At 60.1% G+C, this 25673-nt stretch carries 18 protein-coding genes, 4 rRNA genes and 1 other RNA gene; 16 read left to right on the top strand and 7 right to left on the bottom strand.

From position 1 onward, the window contains the following. The first annotated feature begins 66 nt into the window (after nt 1-66). The 3 genes from FBY20_RS07615 to FBY20_RS07605 all read left to right on the top strand — a co-directional run bounded on the left by FBY20_RS07615 (nt 67) and on the right by FBY20_RS07605 (nt 3132). The gene (locus FBY20_RS07615; RefSeq protein ID WP_056327938.1) at nt 67-495 is read left to right on the top strand and encodes a tripartite tricarboxylate transporter TctB family protein; all 429 of its coding nucleotides are present in this window, start codon (nt 67-69) and stop codon (nt 493-495) included. A 6-nt stretch (nt 496-501) separates the two neighbouring features. Further along, complete coding sequence (locus FBY20_RS07610; protein WP_142051215.1) at nt 502-2025, top strand: tripartite tricarboxylate transporter permease; 1524 nt, start codon at nt 502-504, stop codon at nt 2023-2025. A gap of 177 nt (nt 2026-2202) precedes the next feature. Beyond that, the gene (locus tag FBY20_RS07605; protein ID WP_056327912.1) at nt 2203-3132 is read left to right on the top strand and encodes a glyoxylate/hydroxypyruvate reductase A; all 930 of its coding nucleotides are present in this window, start codon (nt 2203-2205) and stop codon (nt 3130-3132) included. Here the strand turns inward: FBY20_RS07605 and FBY20_RS07600 are convergent. Continuing rightward, nucleotides 3126-4061: a LysR family transcriptional regulator gene (locus FBY20_RS07600; protein ID WP_056327913.1), complete on the bottom strand. Its 936-nt coding sequence runs from the start codon at nt 4059-4061 to the stop codon at nt 3126-3128. The genes FBY20_RS07605 and FBY20_RS07600 overlap by 7 nt on opposite strands. A 193-nt stretch (nt 4062-4254) precedes the next feature. Here FBY20_RS07600 and FBY20_RS07595 point away from each other — a divergent pair, with 193 nt between their 5' ends. After that, nucleotides 4255-4884, top strand: coding sequence for an FMN-dependent NADH-azoreductase (locus FBY20_RS07595; RefSeq protein ID WP_142051212.1), 630 nt, complete (start codon nt 4255-4257; stop codon nt 4882-4884). 72 nt (nt 4885-4956) lie between these two features. Here FBY20_RS07595 and FBY20_RS07590 read toward each other — a convergent pair whose 3' ends face one another. From FBY20_RS07590 to FBY20_RS07575, 4 genes are all read right to left on the bottom strand, one after another. Continuing rightward, the gene (locus FBY20_RS07590; RefSeq protein ID WP_062840955.1) at nt 4957-5862 is read right to left on the bottom strand and encodes an NAD(P)-dependent oxidoreductase; all 906 of its coding nucleotides are present in this window, start codon (nt 5860-5862) and stop codon (nt 4957-4959) included. A gap of 57 nt (nt 5863-5919) precedes the next feature. Beyond that, complete coding sequence (locus tag FBY20_RS07585) at nt 5920-7524, bottom strand: gamma-glutamyltransferase family protein (protein ID WP_128829945.1); 1605 nt, start codon at nt 7522-7524, stop codon at nt 5920-5922. A gap of 181 nt (nt 7525-7705) precedes the next feature. Further along, nucleotides 7706-9211: a tripartite tricarboxylate transporter permease gene (locus FBY20_RS07580; protein WP_056327917.1), complete on the bottom strand. Its 1506-nt coding sequence runs from the start codon at nt 9209-9211 to the stop codon at nt 7706-7708. 13 nt (nt 9212-9224) lie between these two features. Next, a complete protein-coding gene (locus tag FBY20_RS07575) occupies nt 9225-9689 on the bottom strand; it encodes a tripartite tricarboxylate transporter TctB family protein (protein WP_056327918.1) in 465 nt (154 codons plus the stop codon). A gap of 480 nt (nt 9690-10169) precedes the next feature. Between FBY20_RS07575 and FBY20_RS07570 the strand changes: the two genes are divergently transcribed. The 4 genes from FBY20_RS07570 (at nt 10170) to FBY20_RS07555 (ending at nt 11993) form a co-directional block, all read left to right on the top strand. Further along, nucleotides 10170-10616, top strand: coding sequence for a hypothetical protein (locus FBY20_RS07570; RefSeq protein ID WP_056327919.1), 447 nt, complete (start codon nt 10170-10172; stop codon nt 10614-10616). Beyond that, nucleotides 10616-10927, top strand: coding sequence for a cell division protein ZapA (locus tag FBY20_RS07565; RefSeq protein ID WP_056327920.1), 312 nt, complete (start codon nt 10616-10618; stop codon nt 10925-10927). The genes FBY20_RS07570 and FBY20_RS07565 overlap by 1 nt, the downstream gene beginning before the upstream one ends. A gap of 31 nt (nt 10928-10958) precedes the next feature. Then, nucleotides 10959-11144: non-coding RNA, 6S RNA (gene ssrS / locus FBY20_RS07560), on the top strand. A gap of 84 nt (nt 11145-11228) precedes the next feature. Next, entirely contained in the window at nt 11229-11993 is a 765-nt protein-coding gene (locus FBY20_RS07555) for an SIMPL domain-containing protein (RefSeq protein WP_142051209.1), read from the top strand. Here the strand turns inward: FBY20_RS07555 and lgt are convergent. Then, nucleotides 11968-12756 carry a prolipoprotein diacylglyceryl transferase gene (lgt, locus tag FBY20_RS07550; protein ID WP_056327922.1) on the bottom strand — a complete coding sequence of 263 codons (789 nt, stop codon included), beginning with the start codon at nt 12754-12756 and terminating at the stop codon, nt 11968-11970. The two genes, FBY20_RS07555 and lgt, sit on opposite strands and share 26 nt — an antisense overlap. A 130-nt stretch (nt 12757-12886) precedes the next feature. Here lgt and ilvD point away from each other — a divergent pair, with 130 nt between their 5' ends. The 3 genes from ilvD (at nt 12887) to msrA (ending at nt 15521) form a co-directional block, all read left to right on the top strand. Continuing rightward, nucleotides 12887-14572: a dihydroxy-acid dehydratase gene (gene ilvD / locus FBY20_RS07545; protein WP_142051206.1), complete on the top strand. Its 1686-nt coding sequence runs from the start codon at nt 12887-12889 to the stop codon at nt 14570-14572. Continuing rightward, nucleotides 14556-14891, top strand: coding sequence for a c-type cytochrome (locus FBY20_RS07540; RefSeq protein WP_056327924.1), 336 nt, complete (start codon nt 14556-14558; stop codon nt 14889-14891). The genes ilvD and FBY20_RS07540 overlap by 17 nt, the downstream gene beginning before the upstream one ends. Before the next feature lie 75 nt (nt 14892-14966). After that, nucleotides 14967-15521: a peptide-methionine (S)-S-oxide reductase MsrA gene (msrA, locus tag FBY20_RS07535; RefSeq protein WP_056327925.1), complete on the top strand. Its 555-nt coding sequence runs from the start codon at nt 14967-14969 to the stop codon at nt 15519-15521. 216 nt (nt 15522-15737) lie between these two features. Here the strand turns inward: msrA and hppD are convergent, their stop codons facing one another. Beyond that, nucleotides 15738-16850 carry a 4-hydroxyphenylpyruvate dioxygenase gene (hppD, locus tag FBY20_RS07530; RefSeq protein WP_062840947.1) on the bottom strand — a complete coding sequence of 371 codons (1113 nt, stop codon included), beginning with the start codon at nt 16848-16850 and terminating at the stop codon, nt 15738-15740. Between the two features lie 156 nt (nt 16851-17006). Between hppD and FBY20_RS07525 the strand changes: the two genes are divergently transcribed. The 5 genes from FBY20_RS07525 (at nt 17007) to FBY20_RS07505 (ending at nt 25672) form a co-directional block, all read left to right on the top strand. After that, complete coding sequence (locus tag FBY20_RS07525) at nt 17007-17483, top strand: Lrp/AsnC family transcriptional regulator (RefSeq protein ID WP_056327939.1); 477 nt, start codon at nt 17007-17009, stop codon at nt 17481-17483. A 960-nt stretch (nt 17484-18443) separates the two neighbouring features. Next, nucleotides 18444-19974 (top strand): 16S ribosomal RNA (locus FBY20_RS07520). Nucleotides 19975-20298: 324 nt separating this feature from the next. Next, nucleotides 20299-23183 (top strand): 23S ribosomal RNA (locus FBY20_RS07515). A 203-nt stretch (nt 23184-23386) separates the two neighbouring features. Next, nucleotides 23387-23499, top strand: a 5S ribosomal RNA gene (gene rrf / locus FBY20_RS07510). Nucleotides 23500-24141: 642 nt separating this feature from the next. After that, nucleotides 24142-25672, top strand: a 16S ribosomal RNA gene (locus FBY20_RS07505). Together the 16S, 23S and 5S rRNA genes form the textbook arrangement of a ribosomal RNA operon. Nucleotide 25673: the final 1 nt, after the last annotated feature.

Here is a 25673-nt window from a genome sequence, read left to right as displayed (position 1 = left end):
GCACAAGGAAGGAGGACGGAAGTGAAAAAGACAATCAACAGAAAGGACTATTACGGCGGTGCGCTGATGGTCCTGATCGGTCTGGCCGCGATTTACGGTGGCACGGACTATCACATCGGCTCGCTCAGCCACATGGGTCCGGGATTCTTTCCCGCGGCGCTGGGCGGCCTGCTGGCGCTCACCGGCCTGCTGATCGCGATGTCGGCGCGCTCGGCCGAACCTTCGGCTCCCGCGCCCGCTGAAGGCCATCCCACCGGCATGCCGGACATCCGCGGCAGTGTCTGCATCCTGCTCGGCATCCTGGCCTTCCTGCTGCTGGGCCATTACGGCGGCCTGTTGCCCGCCACATTCGCCATCGTCTTCATCTCCGCGCTGGGCGACCGCACCAACACGATCAAGCAGGCCGTCCTGCTGTCCATCGCCATGTCCGCGATCGCGGTCGTCGTTTTCTGGTGGGCGCTGCAACTGCAGCTTCCGCTGTTCCGTTGGGGTTGAAGCGCCATGATTTCTCAAGCTTTGGTAGACCTTTGGTACGGCTTCGGCGTCGCGTTCCAATGGCACAACCTGATGTGGTCGTTCTTCGGCGTGCTGGTGGGCAACCTCATCGGCGTGCTGCCCGGCATGGGCGCGCTGTCCGCGATCTCGATCCTCTTGCCGCTCACCTACGTCATGCAGCCCGTGCCCGCCATCCTGATGCTGGCCGGCATTTTCTATGGCTCGCAATACGGCGGCGCCATCGGCGCGATCCTGCTCAACCTGCCTTCGCATCCGCCGCACGCGGTTACCTGCCTGGACGGTTATCCACTGACCAAACAGGGCAAGGGCGGGACAGCGCTCGGCATCACGATGATCTGCTCGTTCTTCGCGGCATCGGTCGGCATCATCGTCATGATCTTTGCCTCGCCGCTGCTGGTTGAAGTCGCGTTCAAGTTCGGCCCGACCGAGATCTTCTCGATCATGCTGCTGGGCCTCCTGGCAGGCGCCACCATGTCGCGCGGCTCGCCGCTCAAGGGCGTGGCGATGACGCTGTTCGGCCTGATGTGCGGCGTGGTGGGCACCGACGTGAACACGGGCACCATCCGGTTTTCGTTCGGCTTGCTCGACCTGTCCGACGGCCTGGAACTGGTCGCGATCTCGATGGGTCTGTTCGGCGTTGCCGACTTCCTGATGAGCGTGAACCGCATGACCATCATCGGCAGCGGCGCCAAGCTGCGCCTGCGCGACATGCGGCCCAGCAAGCAGGAACTGAAGACCGCCTTCTGGCCCATGGTGCGCGGCACGGCCGTCGGCACGCTGTTCGGCGCCATGCCCGGTACCGGCCCGACGATCACCACGTTCGTTGCTTACGCGCTGGAACGCAAGATCTCCAAGACGCCCGAGAAGTTCGGCACCGGCATGATCGCCGGCGTGGCCTCGCCAGAAGCGTCGTCGCACTCGAAGACGCAGGTCGACTTCATCCCGACGATGAGCCTGGGCATTCCCGGCGACGCGGTGATGGCGCTGATTCTGGGCGCGCTGCTGATCCAGGGCATCCAGCCCGGCCCGCAGCTCATCACCGAGCATCCGGACATCTTCTGGGGCCTGATCGCCAGCTTCTGGGTGGGCAACGTGCTGCTCATGGTGCTGAACGTGCCGCTCATCGGCGTGTGGGTCAAGCTGCTGCAGGTGCCTTACCGCTACCTCTTCCCGTCGGCGCTGTTCTTCATCGCAGTGGGCGTGTACAGCACGCAGAACAGTCTCTTCCAGATCTGGGAAGTGCTGGCCTTCGGCGTGATTGGCGCGGTGCTCATGACGCTGGAATTCTCGGTCGCGCCCATCCTGCTGGGCTTCGTGCTCGGCCCCATGGTCGAAGAGAACTTCCGCCGCGCGCTGCTGCTCTCGCGCGGTGACCTGGCCGTGTTCGTCGAACGTCCGATCAGCGCATGGTTCATCGGCGCGAGCGCATTGCTGATCACGATGCAGGTCTGGGCCTTCCTGCGCCGCAACAAGCACAAGAACAAGCCCGAAGTGCCGCAGACGGCCTGATCCCCGGCCCCGGCATCCGGCACACGCGGCCCGGCTTAGGCCGGGCCGTTCTACTTGTGCAGGCCCGGCTCACGCCGGGCCGTTTTACTTGTGCAGGCCCGGCTTGCGCCCGGGCCGTTTGATTTGTGCGGCGGCATCCCTCATGCTTGGGGTTTTCATCGCCTGCCCGCTGCCACCATGCACATTCTCTTTGCTTGTCCCCATCACGATCCCGACGCCTGGGTGCCTCGCCTCGAGGCCGCGATGCCCGGCTGCCGTATTTCGGTCTGGAACCCGGACGGTCCGCCCTCCGGCGCCGAAGTCGCGTTGGTCTGGCGTCCGCCCGTCCAGCTCTTCCAGCACGAAACCGGTTTGAAGACGCTCTTCAATCTGGGCGCGGGCGTCGATGCCTTGTTGAAGATGCCCGAGATTCCCGATCACGTGCGCATCGTTCGCCTCGAAGACGCCGGCATGGCGGTGCAGATGGCCGAATACGCGCTGTATGCATTGCTGCGCGTCTCGCGCGATTTCGAAGCCTTCGACCAGGCGCAGGCACGGCAGCATTGGGACACCCGCGAAGGCACCCGGCAAGCCGACTGGCCCGTGGGGGTTCTGGGGCTGGGACAGGTCGGCGCGCGCGTGGCGCAGACGCTGGCCGAGTTCGGCTACCCCGTCGCGGGCTGGTCGCGGTCGCCGCGCCAGATTCCCGGTGTGGAATCCTTCGCAGGCGAAGCCGCCTTGCCCGAATTCCTTGGCCGCACGCGCTTTCTGGTCAATGTGCTGCCGCTCACGCCCGACACGCAGGGCATCCTGAATCGCGAGACCCTGTCGCGGCTGCTGCCCGGCGCGCATCTGGTCAACGTCGGACGCGGCGAGCATCTGGTCGAGGACGATCTGGTGCAGATGCTTGAAGAGGGCGAGATCGCGGGCGCCACGCTCGACGTCTTTCACACCGAGCCGCTGCCCAAGGATCACCCGTTCTGGCACGACCCGCGGGTCCACGTCACGCCGCATATCGCGGCGCGCACGCTGCGCGACGAAAGCATCGCGCAGATCGCGGGCAAGGTCGCGCAACTGAAGCGCGGCGAAGCCATCACCGGCGTGGTCGAGCGCTCGCGCGGCTACTGAGGCGCGGGAGACGCGGCTTTATCCAGACGCTCGTACATCGAGGGCAGGCGCTGCGACAGGAAATCCAGCAGCGTTCGCACGGCGGGCATCATGCCCCGCCGTGACGGATAGATGCAGTGCACGATGCCCTCGGGCGATTGCCATTGCGGCAGCACCGGCACTAGCTGCCCGCGGCGCAGTTCCTCCTGCGTGGCAATCGACGGCAGCAGGGCAATGCCGCGTCCGCGCACGGCCGCCTCCGTCAGCACGATGAAATCGTTGCATGACAGTTGCGGCTTCAGTTCGATGTGCACCTCTTCGCCCTTGTCGTTGCGCAGGGGCCAGCGCACTTCATTTTGCGGATCGCTGAAGCTCAACGTGACGTGGGACGCCAGATCCTGCGGCGTGTCGGGCGCGCCGTGGCGTTGCAGATAGCCGGGGCTGGCCACCAGCGTGCCGCGCGCCGTGCCCAGATGCCGCACGACCAGTTCCGCGTCCGTGTCCAGCTTCGTGCGGACCCGCAGCGCCAGGTCCACGCCCTCGCGGATCAGGTCCACGCGCCGGTTGGTGACCAGCAATTGCACCGAGATCGCCGGCCACGCGTCCAGGAATTCCGGCAGCAGCGGCGCCAGCACGTCCTGCGCGATCGACACCGGGCAACTCACGATGACCGGACCGGTGGGCTCGGCCTGCAACTGCCGCATGGCGTCGTCCGCAGCCCGAGCCGAGGCGGCCATCTCGCGACAGTAATGCAGATAGCGTTCGCCGGCGGACGTCAGCCGCAGCCGGCGGGTGGTGCGCTGCAAGAGGCGCACGCCCAGGCTTTCTTCCAGGTGTGAAATTCGGCGGGAGAGACGGGATTTCGGGATGTCCAGCGCGCGTGCCGCCGCGCTGAAGCCTCCTTGCTCGACGACTTGCGAAAAGTAGTAGAGGTCATTGAGATCTTGCATGATTGTTCTATGTTTGGAACGAACAGTTCATCATACCCGTATTTATGTGTTCAATCGGTCCATCTACAGTGACGGCATGCACAACGGATCTGCCAACGCCGCCCAAGCGGCAAGGCCCCGCCCGATCATCCTGACGGGTGCGGCGCTGACAGATCCAGACCCCCGCCCGGGGGAACCCACTGGAGATACTGCAATGAAGACCCTGGTCATCCTTTCCTCGATTCTCGGCGAACGTTCCAACAGCAAGCAATTGGCCGATCACCTGATTGCCCGTGTCAAGGCTGCCAACCCGGCCTCGGCCATCAAGGTCCGCGACATCGGCGCGCAACCCATTCCTTACTTCGATGGCAACACCGCCGGCGCCCTGTTTACGCCCGCCGAGGCCCGCACCGTCGAGCAGCAGCGGCTGGTCGAGCTGAGCGACTCGCTCATCGCTGAACTGATGGACGCCGATCGCATCGTGTTCGCCGTGCCCGTGTACAACTTCAACCTGCCGGCGCAATTCAAGTCCTATCTGGACCACCTGGCGCGCGCCGGGGTCACGTTCCGTTATACGCCGGAAGGCGTGCCCGAGGGGCTCGTCAAGGATAAGCAGGTGGTCGTGCTGACCGCGCGTGGCGGCAAGGCCGAGGGCACGCCTTCGGACACGATGACGCCGTACCTGCGCCAGATGCTCGCCTTCCTGGGCATGACTGACGTGACCTTCATTGCCGCCGAAGGCATGGCGATGGGCGAAGTGGCCGCGCTGGAAGGGCTGGCCCTGGCCAAGCAACGCATCGATGCGCTGCTGCCGGCCGCCGGCCAAGCCTCGCTTGCCGCCTGACCGCGCGCACCCGGCATGAAAAAAGGCGAGCCGCGAGGCTCGCCTTTTTCGTAGGCGCGAAAAACCAGATCTTTAGTCGCGCAGCCGCTTGATGAGGCTGGACGTGTCCCAGCGGCCGCCGCCCAGCTTCTGGACGTCGCCGTAGAACTGGTCCACCAGCGCGGTCAAGGGCAGGCGCGCGCCGTTGTTGCGCGCTTCTGCCAGCACCAGGCCTAGGTCCTTGCGCATCCAGTCCACCGCAAAGCCGAAGTCGAACTTGTCGTCGACCATGGTCCCGCCGCGGTTCTCCATCTGCCAGCTCTGCGCCGCGCCCTTGCTGATCACGTCCAGCACCTGCTTCATGTCCAGGTCTGCCGCCTGGCCGAACGCGATCGCCTCCGACAGGCCCTGCACGATGCCGGCGATGCAGATCTGGTTGACCATCTTGGCAAGTTGGCCGGCGCCCGGGGGGCCCACCAGCGTGACCGCGCGGCCAAAGCACTGGGCCACCGGCTTGACCGCGTCGAACACCGCCTGCTCGCCGCCGCACATGACCGTCAGCACGCCGTTGACGGCGCCCGCCTGGCCGCCCGACACGGGGGCGTCGATGAAGTTCAGGCCCAGTTCCTTGGCGTGCGCATGGAGCTCACGCGCCACGTCGGCGGAAGCCGTCGTATGGTCGACGAACACGGCGCCGGGCGCCATGCCCGCAAACGCGCCGTCCGGACCCAGCACGACGCTGCGCAGGTCGTCATCGTTGCCCACGCAGGCAAAGACGATCTGTGCGCCGGCAACGGCTTCGCGCGGCGTGGCGGCGCTGTGGCCGCCAAACTCGGCAACCCAGGCCTGCGCCTTGGCGGGCGTGCGGTTGTAGACGGTGACGTCGTGCCCGGCGCGGGCCAGGTGACCGGCCATGGGCAAGCCCATCACGCCCAATCCGAGGAAAGCGACTTTCTGGGCTACGGCTGCGTCGTAGCTCTTGGTACCGATCGTTGCCATGCAGTGGACTCCGCTGAATAAGGGTAGGTCTGTTTCAGGACACTAACCTTAACGCAATCAAAAGCCGGCGGCGAGTCCATCTCGGCGGCTGTCGCTGGCGCTGACGTAGCCATCGACGGCCGGATCGCCCAGCCGCCAGATGAACTGGCCCGATCCGAAGTCCATGTAGGGATCTTCCATGCCCTGCAGCACATGGCCGCGCTCGCGCAGCCCCTGGACAACAGCGGGCGAGACCGTCGCCTCCAGGTCCACCTCAAGGCCGCGGTTCCACTTCCAGCGCGGCGCGTCGCACGCGGCCTGCGGCTGCTGGCCGTAGTCCAGCATGCGCACCAGCGCCTGCATCTGGCCCTGCGGCTGCATGTTGCCGCCCATGACGCCAAAGCTCATCACCGGGGCGCCGTCACGCATCAGGAAACCCGGAATGATCGTGTGAAACGGCCGCTTCCCGCCCGCGACCACATTCGCATGATCGGGATCGGTGCTGAAGCCGTATCCGCGGTTCTGCAGGCTGACGCCGGTGCCTGGCGCCACGACGCCGGATCCAAACCCCATGTAGTTCGACTGGATGAAGCTGACCATCATCCCGTTGCGGTCGGCGGCGGTCAGGTAGACCGTGCCGCCTTGCGGCGCGTGGCCGGTGGCGAAGGTTTGCGCCGACCGCGGATCGATCAGGCGCGCCCGTTCGGCCAGGTAGTCCGCGCGCAGCATCTGCTCGGGCGCGACCTGCATGTGGCGTGCATCGGCCACGTGCGCATAGACATCGGCAAAGGCGAGCTTCATCGCCTCGATCAGCAAGTGCTGCGTCTCGGGATGATCGATCGGGCGAGCAGCCAGATCGAAATTCTGCAGGATCCCCAGCGCGATCAGCGCGGCGATGCCTTGGCCATTGGGCGGAATCTGGTGCAGCGTATGGCCGCGGTATGACTGGCTGATCGGGGTCACCCATTCGGGCGCGAATTCGCGCAGATCCTTTAGCGTCAGGGCTGCATCGTGCGCCTGCGCGTGCGCCACCAGCTTGTGGGCGGTCTCGCCTTCGTAGAAATCGCGTCCGCTGGTCGCGGCGATGCGCTTGAGTGTGGCTGCCGCGCCTTGCAGCACGAAGTGTTCGCCAATGTGCGGCGCGCGCCCGCGCGGCAGGAAATGATCGGCAAAGCCCGGCTGCGGCTGCAGCACGTCGGCTTGCGCGGCCCACTTCTGGTGCACCATGGGCGTGATCGCGAAACCGCGTTCGGCGTATTCGATGGCGGGCGCCAGGATATCGGCGAAAGACAGGCGGCCCAGCTTCTCATGCAACGCGCCCCAGCCGGCCACGCAGCCCGGCACGGTCACGCTGTCCCAGCCGCGCGCGGGGATCGCGCCTTGATGCTTGCGCCGGAAGTAGTCCACGTTCCAGGCCGCCGGCGCTGGTCCGGAAGCGTTCAGGCCATGCAGCTTCGCCCCATCCCAGACGATCGCAAAGCAGTCCGAGCCCAGCCCGTTGCTGACCGGCTCGGTCAATGCGAGCGTAGAGGCCGCCGCGATGGCCGCGTCCACCGCGTTGCCGCCTTGCGCCAGGATCCGCAACCCTGCCTGAGCGGCCAAGGGGTGGGACGTGGCGACGACATTGCGGGCGAAGACAGGCGTGCGGGTGGTCGTGTAGGGATTCTTCCAGTCGAAATTCATGTCCGAATCATCGCGTGGGGTAAACCCGTAGCTTAACGTAGATGAATCCGCCCCTGTACGATTGGTTGCTTGGCGTAAGTATTTGTAGCCTTCACTGCGGGGAGTGCCCAAAGAAAAACCCCCGGACAAGCCCGGGGGTTTTGAAGGCTGGGGCGCCGCATCAAGGGCGGCGCGCTGGGCCTTAGTCTTCTTCGACGAAGGTCTCTTCGCGCTTCTTGCGGATGGCCGGCAGGGCCACCAGGATCACCAGGAACACGGCGACGGCCAGCAGGGTAGCGGACAGCGGACGCGTCACGAAGGTGGAGAAGTCGCCGCGCGACAGCAGCAGGGCACGGCGGAAGTTCTCTTCCATCATGGGGCCCAGCACCAGGCCCAGCAGCAGCGGGGCGCCTTCGCACTTCAGCTTCGACCACACATACCCGATGATGCCGAACATGGCTGTGGTGAAGATGTCGAACGGGTTGTAGTTAAGCGAGTACACACCGATCGTGCAGAACACCAGAATCGCCGGGAACAGAATGCGGTAGGGCACCTTCAGCAGCTTGACCCACAGGCCGATCAGCGGCAGGTTCAGCACCACCAGCATCAGGTTGCCGATCCACATCGAGGCGATCAGGCCCCAGAACAGCTCCGGGTGGCTCGACATGACTTGCGGGCCGGGCTGGATGTTGTGGATGGTCATGGCGCCCACCATCAGCGCCATCACGGCGTTGCCGGGGATACCAAGCGTCAGCAGCGGGATGAACGAAGTCTGGGCTGCGGCGTTGTTCGCCGATTCCGGGCCCGCCAGGCCGGCCGGGTGGCCCTTGCCGAAGCGTTCCGGATTCTTCGAGATCTTCTTTTCCAGCGTGTACGACGCGAACGACGACAGCACCGCGCCACCGCCCGGCAGGATGCCCAGGGCCGAACCCAGCGCCGTGCCGCGCAGCACGGCCGGGGCGGCTTCCTTGAATTCCTGCTTGTTCGGATACAGCGTGCCGATCTTGTCGGTGATGTCGACGCGGTTTTCCTTCTGCTCGAGGTTGGTCATGATTTCGGCAAAGCCGAACACGCCCATGGCAACGATGGCGAAGTCGATGCCGTCCTGCAGTTCCGGCACGCCGAAGTCGAAGCGGGCAACGCCCGAGTTGACGTCGGTGCCGACCATGCCGAGCAGCAGGCCCAGGATGATCATCGCGATGGCCTTGGGCAGCGAACCCGAAGCCAGCACCACGGCGCCGACCAGGCCCAGGCACATCAGCGAGAAGTACTCGGCGGGGCCGAACTTGAACGCGACTTCAGCCAGCGGGGGCGCAAAGGCAGCCAGCAGCAGCGTGGCAACGCAACCGGCAAAGAACGAGCCCAGTGCGGCAATTGCCAGCGCAGCGCCCGCCCGGCCGTTACGGGCCATCTGGTGACCGTCCAGCACGGTCACCACCGCAGACGTTTCCCCTGGCAGCGCCACAAGAATGGCCGTCGTGGATCCGCCGTACTGGGCGCCGTAGTAAATACCCGCCAGCATGATCAGGCCGGCCACCGGGGGCAGCACGTACGTGATCGGCAGCAGCATGGCGATGGTCGGAACGGGGCCGATGCCCGGAAGCACGCCGATCAGCGTACCCAGGATGCAGCCCAGCAGTGCGTACAGGAGGTTCTCGGGCGTGAACGCCACCGAGAAACCCATCATGAGGTTGTCAAACAATTCCATGGCCGATTGCTCCTCAGTTCATGCCCAGAAACGACGGCCACAGCGGGAAAATCAGCCCCAGCCCCTTGATGAATGCCAGGTAGGTGAACAGCACCAGGAAGATGCCGTTGGCCACGGCGACCTTCAGGTTGAATTCATGGCTGGCAAGGCTGCTGACGACCACCAGCACGAACACCGAGATGTAGACGCCCAGAAGTTTGAGGATCAGGCCATATAGAACGACCGAGCCCACCACCAGGAAGACGATGCGCCAGTCGAACTTGTCGACATGCGTTTCATGGGCTTTCTTGGACAGCGAGCCAAGCAGCACGATGGCGCCGAGCAGTGCGAGAACAATGCCCAGCCAGAAAGGAAAGTATCCGGGTCCCATTCGGGCAGCAGTACCCATTTGGTAGCTGCTGGCCTGCCAGGCGAATCCTAGCCCAAGGGCGATGAACATCACCCCCGACCAGAAGTCCTGTCGATTGCGTAGCTGCATGATTGGTTGGCTCCTGTTTACAGCATGTAGATAAAAGAGGTTTGTAGCCGGATGGGACACCCGCCGAAAGGCGAGTGACAGGCACAAAAAAGGCACTTCGGGGTGCCATTAATTATTCTGAAAGCGACGACGTGGTTTCTTGAAAGGCCGAATGGTAATGGACGCCTGCCACGCTGCAAACCCTGTAAGGTCGGTGAAAGCCTGGGGTTTTCCCTAGAATTGGGGAACTCCCGATCCCCGTTTGTAACGCGGTCGAAAGTTTGAGGGCTTTTTGAAAGCTAAGTGAAAGTTTATAGAAAGAATCGCGAAAGCCGGATCGGCCGGATGCGGCAATTTCGACGGATGGGACTTTTCATGGCAGGCAAGAGCCGGTAACCTTCGCGCGCCAAAACCCAACCGTATTTCCTACTGAATATTGCCGGGTTTCTCACCTTGCGTGAAGAGGCCCGGTCCATCCCAGGATGGTTTACGATAGCGCCCATGCTGCAAGATCTAGACCAACTCGCCGCCCGAATCGGGCAACTGGTGCAACGCACCCGCCAACTCCACGCCGAGCGTGACGCGTTGCGTCTACGCGTGAACGAATTCGAAGCCGAGCAGCGCGTGCTCAAGCAGCGCGCCGCTGACCGCGAAGCCGAAGTCGTCACGCTGCAAAGCAAGCTTCAAGATAACGACGGCGCCGTCTCGGCCATGCTCGAAGAAGCCAAGCGGGCGGAAGCCGCGCTGCGCGAACAACTCGCGCGCGAGACCGCCGAGCGCCACGCGCTCGAGTCGCGGTTCGCCGCACGCGAAAGCGAACTGCAGGGTAGCCTGCAATCGCGCGACACAGAACTACAGCGCTTGCGCGTGGCCGCCGCGTCGGCCCGCGAGCGCATCGACGCCGTCCTGGCCCGCTTGCCGGGTGCGCCGTCCGGAGAGCAACACTAATGGAACGTGTAGACGTATCGATCCTCGGCCGCGAGTACTCGCTTGCATGCTCCGCCGAAGAAAAGCCCACGTTGCTGGCAGCCGTGCGTCATGTCGATCAGCTCATGCTGCGCATCCAGGGCACGGGCAAGGTTTCCAGCAATGAACGCATCGCCGTGATGGCCGCATTGCAGGTCGCTGGCGAGCTGCTTGCAATGAAAGCGCCCGATGGTCCGCTGGGCGGTTTGGCGGTCGGCGACTTCAAGCGTAGAATTGAGGACATGAACGCAGTACTCGATGACGCCTTGTCGGGTCAGGAAAAACTGCTCTAACGTTCATAAGCAGCATTCAAGATTTTTCAGTTTGTCCCTGCCGTGTTCGTGACTAGGCCATACATTCTCTGAACCTATGTCTTTTTGGCATATTGGTTGCGGGAGTGCAGAGCTGGAGTGATTGTCTCTTGCAGACGAACCCGATGCTCTTCGGAACGCGACCACCTTGAACCTCAGGGTTCGAGATGCCGGCCTTGACGGCACAGGCGGGGCATCTATCCCAGCGGGCCTGCCATTAGCGCAGGTCCGCGTCGGGTGCCTCTCGGCAAATCCCCTTCGTCCTCCCTCCTAGGACCAGTCCATGTTCAAACACCCCGTTTTTTCGCTCACCAAGGTTGGTGCGGCGTGCGCAGCCGTGGCCGCCATCGCTGTGGCTCAACCCGTTTTCGCGCAGACGCAGGCGCCTGCCGCAACGGCCGCCGCCGAGCCCGCCGCAAACCGCTCGCCCGAACTGACCTTGCAAGCCATGGCGTCTTCCGAGGTCAAGCAGGACACGGTCCGCATTGCGCTGTCCGCGGAAGTTGAAGCGCCGGACCAGCCGGCCGCCGGCCAGAAGCTGACCGCCGCGCTCGAAGACGCCGTCAAGCGTGCGCGCGACACGAAGGACGTGGAAGTGCGCACCAGCAGCTTCAACGTCTGGCCCAACATGAACAACAAGGGAAAGATCGCCTCGTGGCGCGGCCAGGGCGAGATCGTGCTGGAGTCCAAGGACTTCGCGGCTGCCGCCGCGCTGGCTTCCAAGCTGTCCGACAAGACCGCCATTTCCAACATCAGCTTCTCGCTGTCGCCGGCCGCCCGTGAAGCCGAAGAGCGCAAGCTGCTGAAAGAAGCCGCGCAGGCCTTCAAGGATCGCGCACTGGCCGCGGCCAATGCCTTCGGCTTTTCCGGCTACCGCCTGTCCAAGATTGAACTCGGCGGTTCCGGCGGCCCCGTGCCGGTTCAACGCATGGTCGGCGCGGCAATGGCCAAGGGCGGTTCGTTCAGCAGCGCCGACGTCAGCGTTCCCCTTGAAGCAGGGAACGTGACGGTCAGCGTCGCGGTCAACGGGACGATCGTTTTGCAGTAAGACTGAACATGATGGCGCCCAGGGCGACCATCGGCAGGGACAGCCACTGTCCCATGCTCAATCCACCCGCGAGCAGACCCAGGAAGTTGTCCGGCTCGCGCGTGAATTCCACCAGGAAGCGGAACGTTCCATAGCCCATCAGGAATAATCCGCTGACCTGACCCAGCGGCCGCGGCTTGCTCGAAAACCACCACAGCAGCGCAAACAGCACGATGCCTTCCAGGCCCAGCTCATAGAGCTGCGACGGATGGCGCGGCAGTCCGTCGCCGCTGTCGGGGAACACCATGGCCCACGGCACGTCGGTGGGACGGCCCCACAGTTCGCCATTGATGAAATTGCCCAGCCGGCCAAAGCCCAGTCCCAGCGGAATCAGCGGCGCAATGAAATCGCTGATCGCAAAGAACGGCAGGCCCTTCTTGCGCGCGAACAGCAGCATCACCAGGATCACGCCGATCAGGCCGCCGTGGAAAGACATGCCGCCTTGCCACAGATACAGCACTTCAAGCGGATGCGACAGGTAATAGCCCGGTTTGTAGAACAGCACGTATCCCAGCCTGCCCCCCAGCACCACGCCCAGCACGCTATAGAAGATCAGGTCTTCCAGGTCCCGCACGTTCAGGGACGTGGTGTGCCCGCTCTTGATGCGGTGGCGGCCCAGCAAATACACGAGCGCGAAGCCCGCCAGGTACATCAGCCCATACCAATGAATGGCTAGCGGCCCGATCTGCAGGGCGATGGGGTCGATTTTTGGATATTCCAGCATGTTCTGCCCGACACAATAAAGTTGAATGATAATAACCGGCGAGCACTGAAGATTCGCATGCCAAGCGAGCCAGCTTCCCCGGGTGCGTTCGCCATGTCCGCGCCCCGACGGCCGACAGGAGACACTGACCATGCCGCACAACGAACGTTCCCGCCATATCACCCAAGGCGTCGCGCGCGCGCCCAATCGCGCCATGTACTACGCGCTGGGCTACAAAGAGGCCGATTTCGAAAACCCCATGATCGGCGTGGCGAACGGCCATTCGACGATCACGCCCTGTAATAGCGGCTTGCAGCGGTTGGCCGACGCCGCCATCGTCGCGATCCGCGCCTCGCGCGCCAATCCCCAGGTGTTCGGCACGCCCACCATCTCCGATGGCATGTCCATGGGCACCGAAGGCATGAAGTACTCGCTGGTGTCGCGCGAGGTCATCGCCGACTGCATCGAAACCGCCGCGCAGGGCCAATGGATGGACGGCGTCGTCGTCATCGGCGGATGCGACAAGAACATGCCTGGCGGCATGATCGCCCTGGCGCGCACCAACGTGCCCGGCATCTATGTCTACGGCGGAACCATCAAGCCAGGCCGCTACAAGGGCAACGACCTCACCATTGTGTCCGTATTCGAGGCCGTCGGCGAATACACCATGGGCCGCATGCCCGAAGAGGACTTCAAGCAGATCGAGAAATGCGCGATTCCCGGCTCGGGCTCTTGCGGCGGCATGTACACCGCCAATACGATGAGCTCGGCATTCGAAGCCATGGGCATGAGTCTGCCGTATTCCAGCACGATGGCCAACGAAGACGAGGAAAAGGTCACTTCGGCCGCCGAGTCCGCGCGTGTGCTCGTCGACGCGGTCAAGCGCAACCTGCGCCCGCGCGACATCATCACCCGCGAATCCATCGAGAACGCCGTCTCCGTCATCATGGCCACGGGCGGATCGACCAACGCAGTGCTGCACTTCCTGGCCATCGCGCACGCCGCCGAAGTGCCGTGGACCATCGACGATTTCGAACGCATTCGCCGGCGCGTCCCGGTGCTGTGCGACCTGAAGCCGTCAGGCAAGTACGTGGCGACCGACCTGCATCGCGCCGGCGGCATTCCCCAGGTCATGAAACTCCTGCTCAATACAGGCTTGCTGCATGGCGATTGCATCACCATCACCGGCAAGACCATCGCGGAAACGCTCGCGGATGTGCCTGACGCGCCCCGCGCGGACCAGGACGTCATCATGCCCATCGACCGCGCGCTTTATCCGCAGGGCCACCTCGCCATCCTGAAGGGAAATCTCTCGCCCGAAGGGTGCGTCGCCAAGATCACCGGCCTGAAGAACCCCGTCATTACGGGCCCCGCGCGCGTGTTCGACTCGGAAGACGATGCCATGACGGCCATCATGGCCCAGCAGATCCGCGACGGCGACGTCGTCGTGATCCGCTACGAAGGCCCGAAGGGCGGCCCGGGCATGCGCGAAATGCTCGCGCCCACCTCGGCGCTCGTGGGACAAGGGCTGGGCGAAACCGTCGGGCTCATCACCGATGGACGTTTTTCCGGGGGCACCTGGGGCATGGTCGTGGGGCACGTCGCGCCAGAAGCATATGTAGGCGGTCCCATCGCGCTGATCCAGGAAGGCGATTCGGTTACCATCGATGCCCACAAGCTGCTGCTGCAGCTCAATATCAGCGACGAAGAAATGGCGGCTCGTCGCCAGGCCTGGGTCCAGCCCAAGCCGCGTTATACACGCGGCGTGCTTGCCAAGTTCGGCAAGCTCGCCAGCACCGCCAGCCGTGGGGCAGTAACCGATGCTTTTGAAGATTAGTCTGTTGTTGGCCGCGGCCGGCGTCCTGAGCGCTGGCGCGGCGCATGCGCAAACCACCGGCCTGGATCTGGCCAAGAGCAAGGCCTGCATGGCCTGTCATCAGGTGGAAGCCAAGCGGGTCGGGCCGCCATTAAAGAGCGTGGCGGAACGATACGCGGGGCAGGGCGACGCCATGGTGGATTATCTGGCGGGCAAGATCCGCAGCGGTGGCCGCGGCGCCTGGGGCGCGGTGCCCATGCCCGCTCAGACCCACGTATCGCCCGAAGACGCCCGCGCCTTGTCCGAATGGATCTTGTCGCTGGCGCCGGCAAAGCAGTAGTCTTATTTTCATGCCCCGGTATAGAGCCGGGGGCGCGGGCCGCACGCAGCGGCCGCCTAAAGCAAAGGAATCGTCATGGCAGAACAACCATCACCGGGCAATGAAGTCGCCGTTCTTGGCGGCGGTTGCTTCTGGTGCGTCGAAGCAGTGTTTGCCGACCTGCGCGGAGTCAAAAGCGTGTTGCCGGGCTACAGCGGCGGACACGTCGACAATCCCAGCTACGAGCAGGTCTGCGGCAAGGACACCGGCCACATCGAAGTCGCCCGCATCGAGTTCGATCCCGCCGAACTCTCGTACAGCGATCTGCTGCGCGTCTTTTTCGCCACCCACGATCCCACCACCCCGGGGCGCCAGGGCAATGACATTGGCCCGCAGTACGAATCGGCCATCTTCTGGCAAAACGAATCGCAGCGCGAGCAGGCCGAGGCCGTCATCGCCGAGGTCGAGGCGCAAAAAGTCTACGATGCGCCCATCGTCACCAAGCTGCTGGCGCCGGCGCATTTCTGGCAGGCCGAGGACTATCACAGCAATTATTTCGCCCTGCATCCCGAGCAAGGCTATTGCCAGTTCGTGATCGCACCCAAGGTCGCCAAGTTCCGCAAGCAATTCCAGGATCGCCTGAAGCGCTGAGCGGCGGCAATCACTTCGCCTGACTGAAGGCCCCGTACGGCGGACACGCGTTGCGCCGACCGCTGCGGGGCCTTTTTTCATGCGGGGCCTTTCCCCGCGCGGTGCTTTTCCCGATGCGGCGCGTGTCAGCTCGCCGCGCGCTCAAAGAAAAACCCCGCCACTCAGCGGGGTTTGAGCAGGCTATGTCGACGCACGCCAGGCGCCTGTCTTCAAGCGTTATTCCACGGTCTTCAAAACACCGCGGCGCATCTGGTCCAGCTCGATCGATTCGAACAGGGCCTTGAAGTTGCCCTCTCCAAAGCCGTCATTGCCCTTGCGCTGAATGATCTCGAAAAAGATCGGGCCAATCTGGTTTTCGGTAAAGATCTGCAGCAGCAGTCCGCCACCGGGCGCGCCGTCCAGCAAGATGCGATTCTTCTGCAGGCGCGCCACGTCCTCGCCGTGGTTCGGCAGGCGCCGATCCAGCAGTTCGTAGTAGGTCTCGGGCGTGTCCAGGAACACGACGCCGGTCTTGCGCAGCGCTTCCACCGTGGCATAAATGTCATCGGTCGCCATGGCGATGTGCTGAATGCCCTCGCCGCGGTACAGATCCAGGTACTCCTGAATCTGGCCCTTCTCGTCGGTGCCTTCCTCGTTGATGGGAATGCGGATATTGCCGCACGGCGAGGTCATCGCCTTGGACTTCACCCCCGTCACCTTGCCCTCGATGTCGAAGTACCGCACTTCGCGGAAGTTGAACAGGCGCTCGTAGAACTCCGACCACTCGGCCATGCGGCCCTTGTGCACGTTGTGCGTCAGGTGGTCCACCAACGTCAGACCCGCGCCGCGCCAGTTGACGTCGGTCTGCGCGTTGGCCGGATCCAGCGGAATGAAGTCCACGTCATAGATGCTGATGTCGCCAATGCCGCCGTGGCCTTCCTTGCCGGCCCAGCGGTCCACCAGATAGATCAGCGAATCGCCGATGCCCTTGATTGCAGGGATGTTCAGTTCCATCGGGCCGCTATGGGAGTCGAAACCCCAGGCGCCCAGTTCCAGCGCGCGCTTGTAGGCGGCATTGGCGTCCTGCACGCGAAAGCCAATCGCACAGATCGAAGGGCCGTGCAAACGGGCAAAGCGCTGGGCAAAGGAATCGGGCTCGGCGTTGATCAGGAAATTCACGCCGCCTTGACGGTACAGCGTCACGTCCTTGTGGCGATGCTTGGCAATGGCTTTGAATCCCAGCAGTTCAAACACCTTGCGCAGCGCGGCGGGGTCCGGCGCGGCATATTCAATGAACTCGAACCCGGCGGTGCCCATCGGGTTGTCCCAGGGTTGGAAAGCGCTGCTCATAAGTCTGCTCCCTTGCATGTTTTAAGTGGACGACTTGTTCTTCAAGTCTAGACGCAGATTGTAGGGAGGAAGGGTGGGCAGACAATTGCAAACATGGCGCAAAAGTACGTGGTTTCGGCAATAATATTGCCCAATAGTGTGATCGAAGGGTTGAAAATGTCTGCAATTGAGCTAGATAGGACAGATCTAAGGATTCTTGCCGAGCTGCAGCGGGACGGGCGCCTCAGCAATCAGGAACTGGCGGACCGCGTCTCCCTGTCTCCCAGCCCCTGCTTGCGCCGGGTGCGGCGCCTGGAAGAACAAGGCTTCATCAAGAAATACGTGGCGCTCATCGATGCGGCCAAGGTCGGGCTGGGGCTGCTCGCTTATGTGAACATCCGCCTGAACAAGCACAGCGGCTCCAGTCACGCGCCCATGAGCGACTTCGCGCGCGACGTCCAGTTGTGGCCGGAGGTCGTCGAGTGCTACGCGATGTCGGGTGACATGGACTACCTGATGCGCATTCAGGTCGCCGACCTGGCGCACTTCTCGCGCTTCGCCATGGACACGCTCATGCGCCACCCTGCAGTCGTGGACATGCGCTCGTTCTTCGCCCTGCAGCAGATCAAGGAAACGACGGAGCTTCGTATATAGATAGCGCGGCGCGGTGCTCCTGCCGGGCCTGGCCGTTGAAGCGGCGGGATGTTGCATGCCAGTCGGTCGGCACCACTCGCTCCGGTCTTGCCCAGCCTAGAAGGGCGGCTTGTGATCGCACCGGCTCGCAACTGCGTATATATATAGAGGGGCCTGGAGTCACCTCCCTATATATAGGGGAGCGAAGGAGTGCCGCCCCGCAGGCTGATCGCGGTGCGTCCCCTAAAAGAATCACATTTCTGCAAAATGGGTGTCATGCTGGCCACACTCGCAGAATTTCTGTGCTATAGTCTCGCTCCTTCGCTGCTCACGCAGTTTCGAACAGCGAAGCCAAGCAAGTGCAACAGGCCAGCCCAAGGGCAGGTCTGCCGCAAAAGCAGCTGGAAACGGCGCCAAGCGGTTATTGCAAAGATCGACGCAAATCAGGCAGAAGCCAGTTGCAAGATCTGCAAAAATTGTGCTATAGTCTTGGGCTTGGCTGGTGATGACGAATCAGGGTTTACCCCGAAACTGAATTTCAGCCACCTGTGCGGTAACCGGCCTTCGGATTTCCGAAGCTGCTTGCAAAGCAAGCGGGGTTGCAAGATGGGGTGCAAATCAGGCAGAAGCCTGTTGCACAACCTGCAAAAGCTGTGTTATAGTAGAGGGCTTGGCGGTTGCCGAAAAATTAGGGTTTACCCTGACGTTTCGATAGTCGCTAAGCGCTGAGAAATCAGCGCCGCGATTTGAAGTTTTAGCAGTACCGCTCTTTAACAACTAAACAACCGATAAGTGTGGGCGCTTGATGCGAGTGCAGCGATTGGGTTTCGGCCTTATCGCAAGCACAAGAAATCAAGTGCTCACTAGAAGTGAAGTGCCTTAGACGTCAAGTTTAAGAACATACCTCACTTCCTTTGAGTAGCGACGTATGGCCTGGTTTGGATTTATTCAGACCAAGAATACGAAACAAATACAGAGATTAAACTGAAGAGTTTGATCCTGGCTCAGATTGAACGCTAGCGGGATGCCTTACACATGCAAGTCGAACGGCAGCACGGACTTCGGTCTGGTGGCGAGTGGCGAACGGGTGAGTAATGTATCGGAACGTGCCTAGTAGCGGGGGATAACTACGCGAAAGCGTAGCTAATACCGCATACGCCCTACGGGGGAAAGCAGGGGATCGCAAGACCTTGCACTATTAGAGCGGCCGATATCGGATTAGCTAGTTGGTGGGGTAACGGCTCACCAAGGCGACGATCCGTAGCTGGTTTGAGAGGACGACCAGCCACACTGGGACTGAGACACGGCCCAGACTCCTACGGGAGGCAGCAGTGGGGAATTTTGGACAATGGGGGAAACCCTGATCCAGCCATCCCGCGTGTGCGATGAAGGCCTTCGGGTTGTAAAGCACTTTTGGCAGGAAAGAAACGTTCCGGGTTAATACCCCGGGAAACTGACGGTACCTGCAGAATAAGCACCGGCTAACTACGTGCCAGCAGCCGCGGTAATACGTAGGGTGCAAGCGTTAATCGGAATTACTGGGCGTAAAGCGTGCGCAGGCGGTTCGGAAAGAAAGATGTGAAATCCCAGAGCTTAACTTTGGAACTGCATTTTTAACTACCGAGCTAGAGTGTGTCAGAGGGAGGTGGAATTCCGCGTGTAGCAGTGAAATGCGTAGATATGCGGAGGAACACCGATGGCGAAGGCAGCCTCCTGGGATAACACTGACGCTCATGCACGAAAGCGTGGGGAGCAAACAGGATTAGATACCCTGGTAGTCCACGCCCTAAACGATGTCAACTAGCTGTTGGGGCCTTCGGGCCTTGGTAGCGCAGCTAACGCGTGAAGTTGACCGCCTGGGGAGTACGGTCGCAAGATTAAAACTCAAAGGAATTGACGGGGACCCGCACAAGCGGTGGATGATGTGGATTAATTCGATGCAACGCGAAAAACCTTACCTACCCTTGACATGTCTGGAATGCCGAAGAGATTTGGTAGTGCTCGCAAGAGAACCGGAACACAGGTGCTGCATGGCTGTCGTCAGCTCGTGTCGTGAGATGTTGGGTTAAGTCCCGCAACGAGCGCAACCCTTGTCATTAGTTGCTACGAAAGGGCACTCTAATGAGACTGCCGGTGACAAACCGGAGGAAGGTGGGGATGACGTCAAGTCCTCATGGCCCTTATGGGTAGGGCTTCACACGTCATACAATGGTCGGGACAGAGGGTCGCCAACCCGCGAGGGGGAGCCAATCCCAGAAACCCGATCGTAGTCCGGATCGCAGTCTGCAACTCGACTGCGTGAAGTCGGAATCGCTAGTAATCGCGGATCAGCATGTCGCGGTGAATACGTTCCCGGGTCTTGTACACACCGCCCGTCACACCATGGGAGTGGGTTTTACCAGAAGTAGTTAGCCTAACCGTAAGGAGGGCGATTACCACGGTAGGATTCATGACTGGGGTGAAGTCGTAACAAGGTAGCCGTATCGGAAGGTGCGGCTGGATCACCTCCTTTCAGAGCTTACGTGCTCGTGTTAAGCGTCCACTCTTATCGGTTGTTTGTTGTAGCTGGCGTAGAAACTAACTGATAGCGCTGCTTGCAGCGCTATCAGTTGGGTTTTACCCAACAGCTATATTTGTTCTTTAACAATCTGGAAGAAGCACAACGAAAATGTGTTCATCAAGTAATCAGCATTGCTGATGAAGATGGGCACGGGTTGTGATTGCATTATTTTTTGTTCCAAGTTCTCAAGACTGGGGTGATAAGCCTCAGACTGCTTTGAAACTTATGAACGGCACAAACGCTAATACTCAGGTCCTATAGCCTACAGCGTTATAGGATCAAGCGACTAAGTGCATATGGTGGATGCCTTGGCGATCACAGGCGATGAAGGACGTAGTAGCCTGCGAAAAGCTGCGGGGAGCTGGCAAACAAGCTTTGATCCGCAGATATCCGAATGGGGAAACCCACTGCAGCAATGCAGTATCCCTAGCTGAATACATAGGCTAGTGGAAGCGAACCGGGTGAACTGAAACATCTCAGTAGCTCGAGGAAAAGAAATCAACCGAGATTCCGAAAGTAGTGGCGAGCGAAATCGGATGAGCCTTTACGTTTTAGCGCGCAGGATAGTCGAACGGAATGGAAAGTCCGGCCGTAGCAGGTGATAGCCCTGTAGACGAAATTCTGTGTGTGGAACTAAGCGTAAGACAAGTAGGGCGGGACACGTGAAATCCTGTTTGAAGATGGGGGGACCATCCTCCAAGGCTAAATACTCGTGATCGACCGATAGTGAACCAGTACCGTGAGGGAAAGGCGAAAAGAACCCCGGAAGGGGAGTGAAATAGATCCTGAAACCGTATGCATACAAACAGTAGGAGCCTCCTTGTGGGGTGACTGCGTACCTTTTGTATAATGGGTCAGCGACTTACATTCAGTGGCAAGGTTAACCGAATAGGGAAGCCGTAGCGAAAGCGAGTCCGAATAGGGCGATTCAGTCGCTGGGTGTAGACCCGAAACCAGATGATCTATCCATGGCCAGGTTGAAGGCACGGTAACACGTGCTGGAGGACCGAACCCACTAATGTTGAAAAATTAGGGGATGAGCTGTGGATAGGGGTGAAAGGCTAAACAAATCTGGAAATAGCTGGTTCTCTCCGAAAACTATTTAGGTAGTGCCTCAAGTATTACTGCGGGGGGTAGAGCACTGTTATAGCTAGGGGGTCATGGCGACTTACCAAACTATGGCAAACTCCGAATACCCGCAAGTACAGCTTGGGAGACAGAGCACCGGGTGCTAACGTCCGGACTCAAGAGGGAAACAACCCAGACCGCCAGCTAAGGTCCCGAATTATCGCTAAGTGGGAAACGAAGTGGGAAGGCATAGACAGTCAGGAGGTTGGCTTAGAAGCAGCCATCCTTTAAAGAAAGCGTAATAGCTCACTGATCGAGTCGTCCTGCGCGGAAGATGTAACGGGGCTAAGCGATAAACCGAAGCTGCGGGTGTGCACTTTTAGTGCACGCGGTAGGAGAGCGTTCTGTAAGCCTGCGAAGGTGGCTTGTAAAGGCTGCTGGAGGTATCAGAAGTGCGAATGCTGACATGAGTAGCGATAAAGGGGGTGAAAAGCCCCCTCGCCGTAAGTCCAAGGTTTCCTGCGCAACGTTCATCGGCGCAGGGTGAGTCGGCCCCTAAGGCGAGGCAGAGATGCGTAGCTGATGGGAAGCTGGTTAATATTCCAGCACCGTCGTACAGTGCGATGGGGGGACGGATCGCGGAAAATCATCAGGGTGTTGGATGTCCCTGTTGCTGCATCGAAGATGGCGCTTAGGCAAATCCGGGCGCGTAAATCAAGGGTATGGCACGAGCGAGCATTGCTTGCGAAGTGATCGGAAGTGGTTCCAAGAAAAGCCTCTAAGCTTCAGCTGTACGAGACCGTACCGCAAACCGACACAGGTGGACGGGATGAATATTCCAAGGCGCTTGAGAGAACTCAGGAGAAGGAACTCGGCAAATTGATACCGTAACTTCGGGAGAAGGTATACCCCGGTAGTGTGAAGCGCCTGCGCGCTTAGCATGATGGGGTCGCAGAGAATCGGTGGCTGCGACTGTTTATTAAAAACACAGCACTCTGCAAAGACGAAAGTCGACGTATAGGGTGTGACGCCTGCCCGGTGCCGGAAGGTTAAGTGATGGGGTGCAAGCTCTTGATCGAAGCCCCGGTAAACGGCGGCCGTAACTATAACGGTCCTAAGGTAGCGAAATTCCTTGTCGGGTAAGTTCCGACCTGCACGAATGGCGTAACGATGGCCACACTGTCTCCTCCTGAGACTCAGCGAAGTTGAAGTGTTTGTGATGATGCAATCTACCCGCGGCTAGACGGAAAGACCCCATGAACCTTTACTGTAGCTTTGCATTGGACTGTGAACCGGCCTGTGTAGGATAGGTGGGAGGCTTTGAAGCGTGGTCGCCAGATCACGTGGAGCCATCCTTGAAATACCACCCTGGTTTGTTTGCGGTTCTAACCTTGGTCCGTTATCCGGATCGGGGACAGTGCATGGTGGGCAGTTTGACTGGGGCGGTCTCCTCCCAAAGTGTAACGGAGGAGTTCGAAGGTACGCTAGGTACGGTCGGAAATCGTGCTGATAGTGCAATGGCATAAGCGTGCTTGACTGTGAGACTGACAAGTCGAACAGGTGCGAAAGCAGGACATAGTGATCCGGTGGTTCTGAATGGAAGGGCCATCGCTCAACGGATAAAAGGTACTCTGGGGATAACAGGCTGATACCGCCCAAGAGTTCATATCGACGGCGGTGTTTGGCACCTCGATGTCGGCTCATCTCATCCTGGGGCTGTAGCCGGTCCCAAGGGTATGGCTGTTCGCCATTTAAAGAGGTACGTGAGCTGGGTTTAAAACGTCGTGAGACAGTTTGGTCCCTATCTGCCGTGGGCGTTGGATACTTGACGGAGCCTGCTCCTAGTACGAGAGGACCGGAGTGGACGTACCTCTGGTGTACCGGTTGTCATGCCAATGGCATTGCCGGGTAGCTAAGTACGGAAGAGATAACCGCTGAAGGCATCTAAGCGGGAAACTCGTCTGAAGATTAGGTATCCCGGGGACTTGATCCCCCTGAAGGGTCGTTCGAGACCAGGACGTTGATAGGTCGGGTGTGGAAGCGCAGTAATGCGTTAAGCTAACCGATACTAATTGCCCGTGAGGCTTGATCCTATAACACTGATGGTTATTGACCTGGTGATATAGCGTTCCAAGTGTCGTTCAATACAAAATACTGGCTGCACCGTCAGCAGCCAGCCAACACAATTACACCCCACCGTGCGCTGATCATCGAGCCCCAGGCTCTGATCGCCACGCGTTGCGCTTCTTCCAAGATTGGAGCTGTTGCCTAACCCGCAACTGCTCAACCAGTTACGCCTGACGACCATAGCAAGGTGGTCCCACTCCTTCCCATCCCGAACAGGACAGTGAAACGCCTTTGCGCCGATGATAGTGGACGGACGTCTGTGAAAGTAGGTCATCGTCAGGCTTTTATTGCGCAAACCCCCACAGGTAAGCCTGTGGGGGTTTGTTTTTAGTGAGAACCTATGTTCCATGCAGCCGAAGGAGATTCTCCAGCTCGGCGGCGATGCAGGACAGAGTGCAAATTAGGCAGAAGCCGGTTGCAATCGCTGCAAAAATGGTGATATAGTTACGGGCTTGGCTGCTACCGAAAAATCAGGGTTTGTCCTGACATTTCGATAGCTGCTAGGGCAGGACAAAAGTCCTGGCGAGACCTGAAGAGGTCGCCGCAAGCAAGCGACGCAACTGCGTAAAGCAAAAAGCGAAGCTGACTTGACAAGCGATAAAAACTTCTTCATAATCTCGTTTCTCTGCTGCAACGACAGCGACGACGCAAAAGCGAAGTTAGCCGAAGTTGAGGGCAGAAACCAGTAGTACAGAATTTAGCAGTACCGCTCTTTAACAATTAAACAACCGATAAGTGTGGGCGCTTGATGCGAGTGCAGCGATTAGGTTTCGGCCTTATCGCAAGCACAAGAAATCAAGTGCTCACTAGAAGTGAAGTACCTTAGACGTCAAGTTTAAGAACATACCTCACTTCCTTTGAGTAGCGACGTATGACCTGGTTTGGATTTATTCAGACCAAGAATACGAAACAAATACAGAGATTAAACTGAAGAGTTTGATCCTGGCTCAGATTGAACGCTAGCGGGATGCCTTACACATGCAAGTCGAACGGCAGCACGGACTTCGGTCTGGTGGCGAGTGGCGAACGGGTGAGTAATGTATCGGAACGTGCCTAGTAGCGGGGGATAACTACGCGAAAGCGTAGCTAATACCGCATACGCCCTACGGGGGAAAGCAGGGGATCGTAAGACCTTGCACTATTAGAGCGGCCGATATCGGATTAGCTAGTTGGTGGGGTAACGGCTCACCAAGGCGACGATCCGTAGCTGGTTTGAGAGGACGACCAGCCACACTGGGACTGAGACACGGCCCAGACTCCTACGGGAGGCAGCAGTGGGGAATTTTGGACAATGGGGGAAACCCTGATCCAGCCATCCCGCGTGTGCGATGAAGGCCTTCGGGTTGTAAAGCACTTTTGGCAGGAAAGAAACGTTCCGGGTTAATACCCCGGGAAACTGACGGTACCTGCAGAATAAGCACCGGCTAACTACGTGCCAGCAGCCGCGGTAATACGTAGGGTGCAAGCGTTAATCGGAATTACTGGGCGTAAAGCGTGCGCAGGCGGTTCGGAAAGAAAGATGTGAAATCCCAGAGCTTAACTTTGGAACTGCATTTTTAACTACCGAGCTAGAGTGTGTCAGAGGGAGGTGGAATTCCGCGTGTAGCAGTGAAATGCGTAGATATGCGGAGGAACACCGATGGCGAAGGCAGCCTCCTGGGATAACACTGACGCTCATGCACGAAAGCGTGGGGAGCAAACAGGATTAGATACCCTGGTAGTCCACGCCCTAAACGATGTCAACTAGCTGTTGGGGCCTTCGGGCCTTGGTAGCGCAGCTAACGCGTGAAGTTGACCGCCTGGGGAGTACGGTCGCAAGATTAAAACTCAAAGGAATTGACGGGGACCCGCACAAGCGGTGGATGATGTGGATTAATTCGATGCAACGCGAAAAACCTTACCTACCCTTGACATGTCTGGAATGCCGAAGAGATTTGGTAGTGCTCGCAAGAGAACCGGAACACAGGTGCTGCATGGCTGTCGTCAGCTCGTGTCGTGAGATGTTGGGTTAAGTCCCGCAACGAGCGCAACCCTTGTCATTAGTTGCTACGAAAGGGCACTCTAATGAGACTGCCGGTGACAAACCGGAGGAAGGTGGGGATGACGTCAAGTCCTCATGGCCCTTATGGGTAGGGCTTCACACGTCATACAATGGTCGGGACAGAGGGTCGCCAACCCGCGAGGGGGAGCCAATCCCAGAAACCCGATCGTAGTCCGGATCGCAGTCTGCAACTCGACTGCGTGAAGTCGGAATCGCTAGTAATCGCGGATCAGCATGTCGCGGTGAATACGTTCCCGGGTCTTGTACACACCGCCCGTCACACCATGGGAGTGGGTTTTACCAGAAGTAGTTAGCCTAACCGCAAGGAGGGCGATTACCACGGTAGGATTCATGACTGGGGTGAAGTCGTAACAAGGTAGCCGTATCGGAAGGTGCGGCTGGATCACCTCCTTTC

The sequence above is a fragment of the Achromobacter sp. SLBN-14 genome, assembly GCF_006715415.1.
Lineage (GTDB): Bacteria > Pseudomonadota > Gammaproteobacteria > Burkholderiales > Burkholderiaceae_B > Achromobacter > Achromobacter mucicolens.
Note: the sequence above shows the minus strand (reverse complement) of the source record. Positions and strands in the feature narration are given on the sequence as shown.

Bases quoted from the DNA above. Each gene is read 5' to 3' on its own strand.
- hppD (WP_062840947.1), bottom strand. From the start codon at position 16,850: ATGAGCAGCGCTTTCCAACCCTGGGACAACCCGATGGGCACCGCCGGG.
- FBY20_RS07580 (WP_056327917.1), bottom strand. From the start codon at position 9,211: ATGGAATTGTTTGACAACCTCATGATGGGTTTCTCGGTGGCGTTCACG.
- FBY20_RS07610 (WP_142051215.1), top strand. From the start codon at position 502: ATGATTTCTCAAGCTTTGGTAGACCTTTGGTACGGCTTCGGCGTCGCG.
- FBY20_RS07525 (WP_056327939.1), top strand. From the start codon at position 17,007: ATGTCTGCAATTGAGCTAGATAGGACAGATCTAAGGATTCTTGCCGAG.
- FBY20_RS07570 (WP_056327919.1), top strand. From the start codon at position 10,170: ATGCTGCAAGATCTAGACCAACTCGCCGCCCGAATCGGGCAACTGGTG.
- FBY20_RS07590 (WP_062840955.1), bottom strand. From the start codon at position 5,862: ATGGCAACGATCGGTACCAAGAGCTACGACGCAGCCGTAGCCCAGAAA.
- FBY20_RS07585 (WP_128829945.1), bottom strand. From the start codon at position 7,524: ATGAATTTCGACTGGAAGAATCCCTACACGACCACCCGCACGCCTGTC.
- FBY20_RS07555 (WP_142051209.1), top strand. From the start codon at position 11,229: ATGTTCAAACACCCCGTTTTTTCGCTCACCAAGGTTGGTGCGGCGTGC.
- FBY20_RS07540 (WP_056327924.1), top strand. From the start codon at position 14,556: ATGCTTTTGAAGATTAGTCTGTTGTTGGCCGCGGCCGGCGTCCTGAGC.
- FBY20_RS07615 (WP_056327938.1), top strand. From the start codon at position 67: ATGGTCCTGATCGGTCTGGCCGCGATTTACGGTGGCACGGACTATCAC.
- FBY20_RS07575 (WP_056327918.1), bottom strand. From the start codon at position 9,689: ATGCAGCTACGCAATCGACAGGACTTCTGGTCGGGGGTGATGTTCATC.
- FBY20_RS07595 (WP_142051212.1), top strand. From the start codon at position 4,255: ATGAAGACCCTGGTCATCCTTTCCTCGATTCTCGGCGAACGTTCCAAC.
- msrA (WP_056327925.1), top strand. From the start codon at position 14,967: ATGGCAGAACAACCATCACCGGGCAATGAAGTCGCCGTTCTTGGCGGC.
- lgt (WP_056327922.1), bottom strand. From the start codon at position 12,756: ATGCTGGAATATCCAAAAATCGACCCCATCGCCCTGCAGATCGGGCCG.
- FBY20_RS07600 (WP_056327913.1), bottom strand. From the start codon at position 4,061: ATGCAAGATCTCAATGACCTCTACTACTTTTCGCAAGTCGTCGAGCAA.
- FBY20_RS07565 (WP_056327920.1), top strand. From the start codon at position 10,616: ATGGAACGTGTAGACGTATCGATCCTCGGCCGCGAGTACTCGCTTGCA.
- ilvD (WP_142051206.1), top strand. From the start codon at position 12,887: ATGCCGCACAACGAACGTTCCCGCCATATCACCCAAGGCGTCGCGCGC.
- FBY20_RS07605 (WP_056327912.1), top strand. From the start codon at position 2,203: ATGCACATTCTCTTTGCTTGTCCCCATCACGATCCCGACGCCTGGGTG.